We start from the raw sequence: 11,939 nt of genomic DNA on the forward strand, positions 1-11,939 counted from the left end.
TCCTTCAGGCCGTGGCGGCCAATGCCGCATCGCGCACGGCGGACTTGAGCACCTTGCCCACGGGCGAACGGGGCAGGCTCTCGTGAAAATGGATGTGCTTGGGCGTCTGCACAGGGCCCAGGCGTTCGCGCACGAAGGCGATCAGCTCGGCTTCCGTGGCCTGCACGCCGGGGCGCAGCTGCACGGCGGCCTGCACGGTCTCGCCCCACTTGTCGTCGGGCAGGCCGAACACGGCGCATTCGTGCACGGCCGGGTGCTGGCCCAGCGCGTTCTCCACGTCCACGGGGTAGACATTGAAGCCGCCGGTGATCACCATGTCCTTGAGCCGGTCCTTGAGGTAGAGGTACCCGCGTTCATCGATGAGGCCGCGGTCGCCGGTGTGCAGCCAGCCGTCGACCAGGGTCTCGGCGGTCTTCTCGGGCAGGCGCCAGTAGCCGGTCATGAGCAGGTCGCCGCGCGCCACCACCTCGCCCACCTCGCCCGTGGGCAGCAGGCGGCCGTCCGGCGCCATGATGGCCACGTCGCTGAACCAGGTGGTGCGGCCCACGGCCGCCCAGTTGGCCGGGTCCTCGAAGTCCGCGGGCTGCATCACGGTGAGGATCTGCGGCGCCTCGGTCTGGCCGTAGGTGGTGCCCAGCACCGGGCCGAAGAAGTCGCGCACCTGGCGGATCTTCTCGGGCGGCATGGGCGCACCGCCGTAGATCAACCGGCGCAGGCGCGGAAAGTCCGCGCGCGATGCCCCCGGCAGCGCCATCAGCATGTAGACCAGTGTGGGCGGCATGAAGCACACCGTGCCGCCGCGCTCGCGGAAGGCCGTGCGCACCGCCTCGGCCCCCGCGCCGCCCAGCACCACGTGGCAGCCGCCCTGCGCCAGGATGGGCAGCAGGTAGGTAGAGGTGCCGTGCGTGATGGGCGCGGCCACGATGTAGCGCTCGTGCTCATCGAAGCCCCAGGCGTGGATCTGGTTGGTGATGTTGGCCATCCACGCGCGGTAGGGCTGCATCACGCCCTTGGGCGCGCCCGTGGTGCCGCCCGTGAACTTGATGGCCTGGGTCGCGTCGTCCGGCAGGTCGATCACGGGGCGCCGGGCGCCGGCATGTGCGGCCGCCAGGTCGGACAGCCCTGCGGTCGGCAGGTGGACACCGGGCGCGCCCTCGAGCAGCTCGGAGCAGGCGTTGTCCAGCACCACGATGGAGGGCTCGGTCGCATCGATGATGCGGCGGATCTCGGGTCGGGTGCTCTTGGGGTTGAGCGGCACCCAGACCTTGCCGCAGGCCAGCACGGCCAGCAGCGCGGCGATGTGGTCGGCGCTGTTGCCCGCGCAGATGCCGACGCGGCTTTGCGGTGCCGGGTCGATGGCGGTGAAGCCGGCCGCCAGCGCCGCCACGCGCGCGGCCAGCGCGTCGTAGCGGAGGGCGCCCTCGGGTGCGTCGATGGCGATGCGGTCGGGCCAGCGCTGGGCGGCGCGCCAGAAGAAGTCGATGGGGAACATGGGAAGCAGGGTCGTGGTGGGGGAGGGGCTCGCTTACTCGGCCGTCGCGCCGGAGGCCTTGACGACCTCACGCCAGCGCTTGATCTCGGCGGCGGCAAAGCTGCGCATCTTGTCGGGCGTGCCCGAATCGGGGGTGGCGGCCAGCTCCTGCAGGCGGCTGCGCACCTCGGGCTGGGCCAGCACCTTGTTGAGTGCGGCGTTGAGCTGCTCGACCACGGGGCGCGGCGTGCCCGTGGGCGCGGCCAGGCCGAACCAAGACTGCACGTCGAAGCCCGCATAGCCCGACTCGGCCAGCGTGGGCACATCGGGCAGCAGGGGCGAGCGCTGGGCGCTGGTGATGGCAATGGCGCGCAGCTTGCCGGCCTGCACATGCGGCAGCGCCGAGGGCGTGTTGTCGAACATCGAATCCACCTGGCCGCCCAGCAGGTCGGTCACGGCCGGGGCGCTGCCGCGGTAGGGCACGTGCAGCATCTTGAGCTGGCTTTGCATCTTGAACATCTCGCCCGAGAGGTGGATGGACGAGCCGCTGCCCGAGGACGCGAAGGTGATGCCGTCCTTGGACTCCTTGGCGTAGCGCACGTAGTCGGCCAGGTTCTTGACGGGCAGCTTGGGGTTGACCACCAGGATGTTGGGGATCTTGGCGATCATGCCGATGGGCTCGAAGTCCTTGACCGGGTCGTAGCCGAGCTTGGGGTACAGCGAGGCGTTGATGGTGTTGGCGATGGTGTAGACGTACAGCGTGTAGCCGTCGGCCGGGGCGCGTGCCACGTTCTCGGCGCCCACGTTGCTGTTGGCGCCCGCGCGGTTGTCCACCACCACGGGCTGGCCGAGTTGGTCGCCGAGCTTGACGGCCACCAGGCGCGCGATCACGTCGGTGGCGCCGCCGGCTGCATAGCCCACGACGAGCTTGATGGGCTTGGCGGGCCAGCCCGTGGCGCTGGCGGTCTGGGCCTGCAGGGGCAATGCGGTGGTGCAGGCGACGGCAGCGGCGGCCAGGGCCAGCAGGCGCCGGCGCGGCGCGGTGATGGTTGTGGTGTGCGGGCTCATGTCTTGTCTCCTTTGTGTGTCGGGAAATCGGTCTTGGCGCCCCGGCGGCGTGGCTCTGCGGCACACTGCGCACTGGTTGCATCGACGGACAAATTCTTTCCCATGCCCTCCCGACCCGCGAATCGAAACGTCCGCCTGCCGGACGTTTCAACATCCACCCCGCTGCCCGAAGAGCCGCTGGAAGACCCCGGCAGCCGCACCCTGCGCCGCGGCCTGCAGGTGCTCGACGCCGTGCTCGCCAGCGGGCGCGACGGCCTGCGCGTGGTCGAGCTGTGCCGCGCCGCGGGGCTGGAACGGGCCACCGTCTACCGCCTGCTGGCCACCCTGCTCGAAGGCGGCCACCAGGCCCGGCGCGGGCGTTTCCACTACGTGGCCGGGCCGCGCCTGGCGGCCGTGGCCGCGCCCGCCGCCCTGCCCAACATGGCCATGCGCCTCACCCCGATGCTGGAGCGCGTGAGCCGGGCCTGCGGCGATGCGGCCTTCGCCATCGTGCGCGAAGGGCCGGCCTCGCACTGCATTGCGCGCCACGTGGGCACGCACCCGGTGCAGATCCTCGTGATCCAGGTCGGCACGCGCCAGCCGCTGGGCGTGGGCGCGGCCGGGCTGGCGCTGCTGGCGGCCTTGCCCGACGACGAGGTGGACACCTGCATCGCGGCCAACGCGCAGGCCCTGCCACGCTATGGCGGCATGACGCCCGAGCGCCTGGCCATCCTGGTGCGCGCCACGCGCGAGCGCGGCTGGTCGGTGGTGGGCAACCACGCCACCCAGGGCGTGCTGGCCGCGGGCATGGCCGTGCGCAACGCCGAAGGTGCCCCCGTGGCCGCGATCAGCGTGGCCTCGACCCTGGACCGCATGCCGCGCGAGCGCCAGCAGCTCATTGCGCGCTGGATGCGCGAGGCCCTGGCCGCACTGCTGCCAAACGGCGTCTGAGCCGCTGCCCGGGGCGGGTGTGCGAACATCCCCACCCATCACACAGCATGATGGCTGCGCAACGCACACGGCCCGAAGGATCGCCCGATGGAACTGAGACAACTGCGCTATTTCGTGCGCGTCGTGGAGCGCGGCTCCATGAGCCGCGCCGCGCTGGACCTGGACGTGGTGCAGTCCGCACTGAGCCAGCAGATCACCCGGCTCGAAGGGGAGCTGTCCACCCGGCTGCTGCACCGCACGCCGCGCGGCGTGGCACCCACCGAGGCCGGCCTGGCCTTCTTCCGCGAGGCCCAGCTGACCCTGCGCCATGCCGAGCAGGCCGTGCGCGCGGCGCAGCAGGCGCGCCTGTCGGGCACCGCCACCGTGGGCCTGGCGCCCACCACATCGGCCGTGCTCGGCCTGCCGCTGATGCAGGCCATGCGCGCCCGCTACCCCGACGTGCGGCTGCACATGGTCGAAGGCATGTCGGGCCACCTCACGGACATGCTGCATGCCCGCCAGCTCGACCTGGCCGTGCTGTTCGACACCCGGCTGCACCAGGCGCAGCCATCGGGCGCAGGGCGGCGCTGGCAGGTGCAGCCGCTGCTGGAGGAAGACCTGTTCCTGATCTGCGCGCGCGGCGGCCCGGGCACGCGTCGCCTGCCCGAGACCATTACCGTGGCCGAGCTCGGCAACGAGCCGCTGATCCTGCCCACCGGCCCGCACGGCCTGCGCAGCACGCTGGACACGGCCTTCGCGCGCGACCGCGTGGCACCGCACATCGTGCTGGAGGTCGACTCCCTGGCCATGGTCATGGCCGCAGTGGACGCCGGCCTGGGCTCCACCCTGCAGCCCTGGGCGGCCATGGGCCGCTACCCGGATGCGGCCCAGCGCTTTCAATGCGCGCGCCTGACCGATGCGCCCGCGCGCCGCGTGAACCTGCTGTGCAGCCTGTCCGAGGACGAGCTCTCGCCCGCCGCGCTGGCCACCCGCGTGGTGGTGGCCGACTGTGTGCGCGGCCTGGTAGGGGCCGGCCAATGGTTCGGCACCACCCTGATCGAAAGCGCCCCAGGCCATCACGATTCGTGATACCTGCATGACCTGAACCTGCTGCACGCCCTGCAGCGGTCTCCCTACAGTGGCACCACCACGACATGCGGCGGCAGCACCGCCCGGAGACCACGATGATGCGCAGGACGAGCCCCCGCGCTCCCCGCCAAGGGGAGCGCTGACCCATGGAGACGAACACCACCCCCGACGTGCTGGTGATCGGCGGCGGCAATGCCGCCCTGTGCGCCGCGCTGATGGCGCGCGAAGCCGGCGCCAGCGTGCTGCTGCTGGAGGCGGCCCCGCGCGCATGGCGCGGCGGCAATTCGGCCCACACGCGCAACCTGCGCTGCATGCACGATGCGCCGCAGGACGTGCTGGTGGAGGCCTACCCCGAAGAGGAGTTCTGGCAGGACCTGCTCAAGGTGACCGGCGGCCTGACCGACGAGCACCTGGCGCGCCTGGTGATTCGCGCCTCGGGCACCTGCCGCGACTGGATGCGCCGCCATGGCGTGCACTTCCAGCCCTCGCTGGCGGGTGCGCTGCACACAGCGCGCACCAATGCCTTCTTCATGGGCGGCGGCAAGGCGCTGGTGAACGCCTACTACCGCAGTGCCGAGCAACTCGGCGTACAGGTGCGCTATGAAGCCCCCGTGGACCGCATCGAGACCGAGGGCGGCCGCTTCGTCGCCGCGCACTGCAAGGGCCAGCGCATCCGCGCCCGCGCCTGCGTGCTGGCCGCTGGCGGCTTCGAATCCAACCGCGAATGGCTGCGCGAGGCCTGGGGCCAGAACGAGCGCGGCGAATGGCCGTCGGACAACTTCCTGATCCGCGGCACGGCCTACAACCGCGGCGTGCTGCTGCGCCACCTGCTCGATGACCATGGCGCCGACCGCATCGGCGACCCCACGCAGGCCCACATGGTGGCCATCGATGCGCGCGCGCCGCTGTACGACGGCGGCATCTGCACGCGCATCGACTGCGTGTCGCTCGGTGTGGTGGTCAACCGGCAGGCCGAGCGCTTCTATGACGAGGGCGAGGACTTCTGGCCCAAGCGCTACGCGATCTGGGGCCGCCTGGTGGCCCAGCAACCCGGGCAGATCGGCTACTCCATCATCGACAGCCAGGCCGTGGGCCGCTTCATGCCCCCCGTGTTCCCGGGCGTGCAGGCCGACAGCCTGCCCGAACTGGCGCAGCAACTGGGGCTCGACGTGGCCCGCTTCATGCACACGCTCGATGGCTACAACGCCGCCTGCCGCGTCGGCCGCTTCGACCACACCGCGCTCGACGACTGCCACACCGAGGGCCTCGCGCCCGCCAAGACGCACTGGGCGCGCCCCATCGACACTCCCCCTTTCTACGGCTATGCGCTGCGGCCCGGCGTCACCTTCACCTACCTCGGCCTGCGCACGGACGAGAGTGCCGCCGTGCACTTCGGCGGGCAGGCCAGCCCGAATCTCTTCGTGGCCGGCGAGATGATGGCCGGCAACGTGCTGGGCAAGGGCTACACGGCCGGGGTCGGCATGTCCATCGGCACGGCCTTCGGGCGCATCGCGGGCACCAACGCCGCGCGCGCAGCACAGAGCCAGGAGGTGGCCCATGCAGTCGCTTGATGCCCTGGTGCAGGATGCACGGGCCCTGGCCGGTGGCTCCATCGCCCCCTTCTCAGCCCCCGAAACCGAAGTCGCGCGCCAGATGCAGATCTGCAATGCCTGCCGCTACTGCGAAGGTTTTTGCGCCGTGTTCCCGGCCATGACCCGGCGGCTGGAATTCGGCAAGGCCGACATCCACTTCCTGGCCAACCTGTGCCACAACTGCGGCGCCTGCCTGCATGCCTGCCAGTACGCGCCACCACATGCCTTCGCGGTCAACGTGCCGCAGGCCATGGCCCAGGTGCGCGGCCAGACCTATGCCGACTACGCCTGGCCGCCCGCGCTGGGCGCGCTGTACCAGCGCAACGGGCTCACGCTGGCGCTGGCGCTGGTGGCGGGGCTCACGCTGTTCCTGCTGCTCGCGGTGGTGCTGCAGGGCCAGGGCCTGGCGGCACTGTGGGGGCAGAACCTGGGCGGCAACTTCTACCGCCTGTTTCCGCACAACCTGCTGGTGGGCCTGTTCGCGCCGGTGTTCCTGTTCGCCACGTTGGCCCTGGGCCTGGGTGTGCGCCGCTTCTGGCGCGACGTGTCGCCCGCGACCAGCGGCGCCCCCGTGAGCGGCCCGGCGGCGGCCGAGGCCACGGACGCCGTGCTGCGCCTCAAGTACCTCGATGGCGGCCACGGCGAGGGCTGCCACGACGCGGACGATGCCTACACCCTGTGGCGCAGACGCTTTCACCACCTGACCTTCTACGGCTTTGCACTGTGCTTTGCGGCCACCAGCGTGGCCACGCTCTACCACTATGCCTTGGGCTGGGCCGCGCCCTACGACCTGCCCAGCCTGCCCAAGCTGCTGGGCGCCGTGGGCGGGACCGCCCTGGCGCTGGGCACGGCCGGACTGTGGCAGTTGAACCTTCGGCGCCACCCGCTGCATGGCGACGCCGCCCAGAAGCCCATGGACCGCGCCTTCATCGCCCTGCTGTTCCTCACCAGCACCAGCGGCCTGGCGCTGTGGCTGGCGCGCGGCACCCCGGCCCTGGCGTTGCTGCTGTGCCTGCACCTGGGTGCGGTGATGGCGCTCTTTGCCACCATGCCCTACGGCAAGTTCGCGCACGGCATCTTCCGCACCGCGGCCCTGCTGCGCCATGCGGTGGAAAAACGCCAGCCCAGCCCCATCGGCCTGGGCGACGACTGATTCCCCAAAAGACCCACAAAGGAGACACCGATGAACAAACGACAATGGTTGCTGCAGGCGGCGGCACTCACCACCCTGGCCCTGTCCATGCCTGCGCAGGCCCAGGACTTTCCGCCCAGGAAGCCCGTCACCCTGGTCGTGGGTTTTGCAGCCGGCGGCGCAGCTGATGCCGCGGCCCGGCTGATCGCCAAGAAGCTGGGCGAGAACATCGGCCAGCAGGTGGTGGTGGACAACAAGGGCGGGGCGGGCGGCAACATCGCGCACCAGTTCGTCGCCAACGCGGCGCCCGACGGCACGGTGCTGCTGCTGGGCTCCATCGGCCCGCTGACCATCGCGCCGCACCTCATGAAGCTGCCCTACGACCCGTTCAAGGACCTGGCGCCCATCTCGGGCGGTGTCAACTTCCCCAACGTGCTGGTGGTGCACAAGGCCACCGGCGTGAAGACGCTGGCCGAATTCGTCCAACTCTCGAAGAAGAAGCCCGGCAGCGTGGACTTCGCCTCCACCGGCGCGGGATCGGCCTCGCACCTGGCGGGCGAACTGTTCAACCAGCGCGCAGGGATCGACATGGTGCATGTGCCCTACAAGGGTGGGGCGCCTGCGCTGCAGGACCTGCTGGGCGAGCGCGTGGCCTCGTACTTCTCGGCCCCGCCCACGGCCATGCCGCATGTGGAGGCCGGCCGGCTGGTGCCGCTGGCGACCACCGGGCTCACGCGGCCGGCCTATCTGCCGGGCATCCCCACGGTGGCGGAGTCGGGCTTTGCGGGCTTCGAGGCGCTCAACTGGTATGCCTTCGTGGCGCCGGGCAAGACGCCCGCGGCGATCCTGGACCGCTGGAACAAGGAGATCGTGGCCGTGCTGGGCGACCCGGCCGTGAAGGAGGCGCTGGACAGGCATGGCCTGACGCCCCAGCCCACAACGCGCGCGGAACTCACGGCCTTCATGCGGAAAGAATCCGCCCAGTGGGCCGCCATCATCAAGGAGCGCAAGCTGACGGCGGAGTAGCAGGGGCCGGCAGGTCGGCACGCACCAGTCCATCGCGCAGCAGCCCGGCCAGCCACTGCGCCAGCACCTCGGGCGCGGGCAACAGGCCCTGGGTCTGCAACCGCGCGCAGGCCTGCTCCAACGAGGCACCCGCCTGCAGATGGCCTACCCAATCGGCCTCCGGCGCCTGCAGCGTGCGAAAGTGTGGCTGGTGGCCTTGTCGCCACACCAGCAGGCTGACCGGCGCCGGCAATGCCATGGCTTCAGGCACCTCGTCGTCGGCGTGGATGGCATTCCACAGCGCGACGGCGTTGGTGGTTAGCGTGCGCAGCAATGCACTGGGGTGCAGCACCCCGGCGCGTGCCAGCCAGGGGCTGGCGCCAGGGGCCGTGGCCGCATCCAGCGCCGGCACGTCCGCCCCATCGAAGCGCGTACGCAGGTCCCAGTCCAGCTGGGCCAATTCGTGCAACTCGGGGTTGTCGGGGTAGAGCGTGCGCAGGGTATCCGTGAAGCCTTCGCCATAGCGGTTGAGGCTGCGCACCCTGGGCGGGTGCGCCACCGCATAGGCGCGTGCATGGGCCTCGAAGGTGTCCGACCCCATGTACAGCCAGGTCTTGGCATAGGTGTCGGCCAGCACCTCGGCCAGCCGCGCGCGGTAGGCATGGTGGTAGATGCCCAGGCGGCCCGTGACCGGGGCATCGGCGTCCAGGGCCTGCATCGGCTCGGCCAGGATGCGGTCCGCCAGATCCTGCTGCAGCGCCTGCAGGGGCTGGGCAGGCACGGACGTGGCGCCTGGCCAGGACAGTGGCGCAGGGTCCTTTGCGCCCGCCTGCGGCACATGCAGGGCGGCAATGCGCCGCGCCACGGCCATCTCGTCCAGCAGCTCGGCCAGGGGCGGAATGCGGTCGTCGCGCTCGACCATCGTGGCCACGGCGCCGAAGCGTTCGCAGGCCTGCGCATACAGGTCCCACACGGGCGGAGCCACGGGGTGGTCGTGGGTGTCGATGATGTGGTCGCCCAGGTCCGAGTGGCCGGCCAGGTGGATCTGCTGCACGCGGTGCGCGGGCAGCGCGTCGAGGTAGGTGAGCGGGTCGAAGCCGTGGTTCACGCTGCTCACGTGGATGTTGTTCACATCAACCAGCAGCAGGCAATCGGCCTCGTGCGCGATGTAGGCCAGGAACTGCCATTCGCTCGCGCTGTCGCCCGCATGGCGGATGTAGCTGGAGACGTTCTCCAGCACCAGCCGGCGGCCCAGCACGTCCTGCGCGCGGCGCACCTGGGCGATCACATGGCGTGCCGCGGCGTCGGTGTAGGGCAGCGGGTACAGGTCGTGCAACTGCTGATCAGGGCCGGGGCCGATCCAGCACAGGTGGTCCGACACCCACAGCGGCTCGATGCGGTCGGCCAGCGCCTTGACCTGGCGCAGGTAGGCGGTATCCACGCCCTGCGCTGCACCGATGGCCATGGCCACGCCGTGCATGGCCATGGGGTAGTCGCGCCGCAGCGCATCGAGCACTGCCAGCGGCTTGCCGCCCGCGACGAGGTAGTTGTCGGTGATGATCTCCAGCCAGTCCAGCGGCTGGGGAGCAGCGAGGAAATCCGCATAGTGCGGTGTGCGCAGGCCCAGGCCGAAGCCGGTGCCGCGCACGGCGATGGGGTCGTGTGCCATGGTGCGCAGGCGGCCGCGCCGTGGCGCAACCGCCAGGGGCCATCACCCCTTGATGTCGCCAATCGTGCCCTTTTCGCTCAGGCATTGTGCGGCCGTCTTGGCCTTGAAGCCATGGCCCTTGCATGCATTCTGGCCCTTGCAGCTGTGCTCGGCGGTGGAGCAGTCGCTGTTGCCCTTGCAGTCGTGCACGTTGTAGCAGTGCACCTTGTCGTTGGCGGCAACCGCTCCGCCCTTGGAGCCCTTGGGGGCGTCGGCGGCAAAGGCACCGGAGGACAAGGCCAGCAGCGCGGCGGCCAGGGCGAGGGAAGCAGCGGAGGGATTCGGGGTGGACAGCATGGTGGAAGACTCCGTAAGGTGAGGGAGGGGTCGAAACAGGGGGTGTTCAGATCGCGCGGCGCCACGCTCTCTGCCTGTTACTTCGCTCCGCCCACCGCGCGGGTTACATGCGGCGCCACAAATAGTTGCAGCGCACCCCGCGCAGGCCTCTTCAACCCGAGGTCTGGGTCACCGAGATATCCGTGTGCACCAGCGACACCGGGTAGCGCTGGCCCGCCAGGTAGTCGGCCAGGCACTGCAGCAGCAAGGGGCTGCGGTGGCGCTCGGGGCAGGCGCGGATCTCCTCGGCCGTCATCCACACCGTGCGCACGATGCCTTCGTCGAGCGTGCGCCAGGCGTGGTGCGTGCCCAGGGTGCCGGCAAAGGCGAAGCGCAGGTAGGTGAGGTCGTCGCCCGTGCGCGTCTTGGTGAAGCGGTTGAGGTAGACCCCGATGATGTGCGTGGGCTCGAAATCGAACGCCGTTTCCTCGAGCACCTCGCGCGCGCAGGCACTGGCGGGCGACTCCCCGGGGTCGAGGTGGCCGGCCGGGTTGTTCAGCTTGAGGCCATCGGTGGTTTCTTCCTCCACCAGCAGGAAGCGGCCATCGCGTTCGATCACGGCGGCCACGGTGACATTGGGTTTCCAGCGGTTCGGCATGTCAGCCATTATGACCACGGCCCGCGACGGATGCCCGGGGCGTGGCGCCGTCAATACAGCGCCAGCGGATGGGTTCAGCGCTGCGCAGCCACTGCCCCAGGGACGGCTGCCGGCACGGGCCGCAGCACCAGCCACAGCGCCAGCGCGATCAGCACGCCGCCGGCCGCATGGGCCAGTGTGGCCACCTCGCCCAGCACCAGCCAGCCCCAGGCCACGCCGAACAGGGGGATCAGAAAGGTCACCGTGAGCGCCTTGACCGGCCCCACGTCGGCAATCAGCCGAAAGTACAGCACGTAGGCGAACGAGGTGCACAAGAGGCCCAGCGCCAGCATCGCGCCCCAGGCGGCGGGGCCGGCCGTGAGCCACACGGCCACGGGCTGGTGCACGGCCTCCCAGAGTGCGAACGGTGCCAGGGCCAGCACGGCACCCCACTGGCTGCCCAGCGCCACCAGGCGGCTGTCCAGCCCGCCGCGCTGGGTGATCCAGCGGCGCGTGAGAAAGCCCGCCAGGCCGTAGCAGGCCGTGGCCACCAGACAGGCGGCGATGCCGCCGAGCACCGGCGCGCTGAGCGCCACCGGCCCGGCCTGCGCCAGCACCGCGACCCCGGCCATGCCCAGCAGCACGCCCCCCACGCGCGCCGGCGTGATGCGCTCGCCGAAGGCCAGCGCACCGATCACCACGCCCATGAGCGGCGTGGTCGCGTTGAGGATGGCGCTGTACCCCGCCGGCAACACGCGCGCGGCCAGCGCGAACATCAGGAACGGTAGGCCCGAGTTGATGGCGCCCAGCACCAGCGCCGCGCCGAGCTTGCCCTGGAACGCCGGCCGCAGCCGCACCACGGCCAGCAGTGCGAGCAGCCCCGCCGCGCCCAGCACCACGCGGCCGAACGCGGTGGGCACGGCGCCCCACACCGGCGCAGCGATGCGCATGAACAGAAAGCTGCCACCCCACAGGGCGGCCAGGGCGAAAAGGCGGATCAGGCCGGCAAGGTTCATGCCCGAATTTTCGGCACACGCAATAGCCTGGACAAA

11 protein-coding genes are annotated in these 11,939 nt (G+C 70.8%); 5 read left to right on the forward strand and 6 right to left on the reverse strand.

Annotated features, from left to right (window positions below; translation table 11 throughout):
- Positions 1 to 4 precede the first annotated feature (4 nt).
- Positions 5 to 1,492: a class I adenylate-forming enzyme family protein gene (locus tag AC07PF_RS05785; protein ID WP_494611157.1), complete on the reverse strand. Its 1,488-nt coding sequence runs from the start codon at positions 1,490 to 1,492 to the stop codon at positions 5 to 7.
- A gap of 33 nt (positions 1,493 to 1,525) precedes the next feature.
- A complete protein-coding gene (locus AC07PF_RS05790) occupies positions 1,526 to 2,539 on the reverse strand; it encodes a Bug family tripartite tricarboxylate transporter substrate binding protein (RefSeq protein ID WP_494611158.1) in 1,014 nt (337 codons plus the stop codon).
- A 102-nt stretch (positions 2,540 to 2,641) separates the two neighbouring features.
- Here AC07PF_RS05790 and AC07PF_RS05795 point away from each other — a divergent pair, with 102 nt between their 5' ends.
- The 5 genes from AC07PF_RS05795 to AC07PF_RS05815 all read left to right on the forward strand — a co-directional run bounded on the left by AC07PF_RS05795 (position 2,642) and on the right by AC07PF_RS05815 (position 8,287).
- Positions 2,642 to 3,469: an IclR family transcriptional regulator gene (locus AC07PF_RS05795; protein WP_494611159.1), complete on the forward strand. Its 828-nt coding sequence runs from the start codon at positions 2,642 to 2,644 to the stop codon at positions 3,467 to 3,469.
- 87 nt (positions 3,470 to 3,556) lie between these two features.
- The gene (locus AC07PF_RS05800; protein ID WP_494611160.1) at positions 3,557 to 4,537 is read left to right on the forward strand and encodes a LysR family transcriptional regulator; all 981 of its coding nucleotides are present in this window, start codon (positions 3,557 to 3,559) and stop codon (positions 4,535 to 4,537) included.
- Positions 4,538 to 4,683: 146 nt separating this feature from the next.
- Positions 4,684 to 6,108: an FAD-dependent tricarballylate dehydrogenase TcuA gene (gene tcuA / locus AC07PF_RS05805; RefSeq protein ID WP_494611161.1), complete on the forward strand. Its 1,425-nt coding sequence runs from the start codon at positions 4,684 to 4,686 to the stop codon at positions 6,106 to 6,108.
- Complete coding sequence (gene tcuB, locus AC07PF_RS05810; RefSeq protein WP_494611162.1) at positions 6,095 to 7,282, forward strand: tricarballylate utilization 4Fe-4S protein TcuB; 1,188 nt, start codon at positions 6,095 to 6,097, stop codon at positions 7,280 to 7,282. Before tcuA ends, tcuB begins: the two co-directional genes overlap by 14 nt.
- Before the next feature lie 30 nt (positions 7,283 to 7,312).
- Positions 7,313 to 8,287, forward strand: coding sequence for a Bug family tripartite tricarboxylate transporter substrate binding protein (locus AC07PF_RS05815; RefSeq protein WP_494611163.1), 975 nt, complete (start codon positions 7,313 to 7,315; stop codon positions 8,285 to 8,287).
- On the opposite strand, the gene bufB is transcribed toward AC07PF_RS05815, so the two are convergent.
- From bufB to AC07PF_RS05835, 4 genes are all read right to left on the reverse strand, one after another.
- Positions 8,259 to 9,935 (reverse strand): MNIO family bufferin maturase, encoded by a 1,677-nt coding sequence (bufB, locus tag AC07PF_RS05820; protein ID WP_494611164.1) that lies wholly within the window; start codon positions 9,933 to 9,935, stop codon positions 8,259 to 8,261. The genes AC07PF_RS05815 and bufB overlap by 29 nt on opposite strands.
- 42 nt (positions 9,936 to 9,977) lie before the next feature.
- Entirely contained in the window at positions 9,978 to 10,271 is a 294-nt protein-coding gene (gene bufA2, locus AC07PF_RS05825; protein WP_494603740.1) for a BufA2 family periplasmic bufferin-type metallophore, read from the reverse strand.
- A gap of 151 nt (positions 10,272 to 10,422) precedes the next feature.
- A complete protein-coding gene (locus AC07PF_RS05830; protein ID WP_035202437.1) occupies positions 10,423 to 10,908 on the reverse strand; it encodes an NUDIX hydrolase in 486 nt (161 codons plus the stop codon).
- Positions 10,909 to 10,982: 74 nt separating this feature from the next.
- Positions 10,983 to 11,903 (reverse strand): DMT family transporter, encoded by a 921-nt coding sequence (locus AC07PF_RS05835; RefSeq protein WP_494611165.1) that lies wholly within the window; start codon positions 11,901 to 11,903, stop codon positions 10,983 to 10,985.
- Positions 11,904 to 11,939 lie beyond the last annotated feature (36 nt).

This window comes from Acidovorax sp. GW821-FHT10A04 (assembly GCF_059415825.1).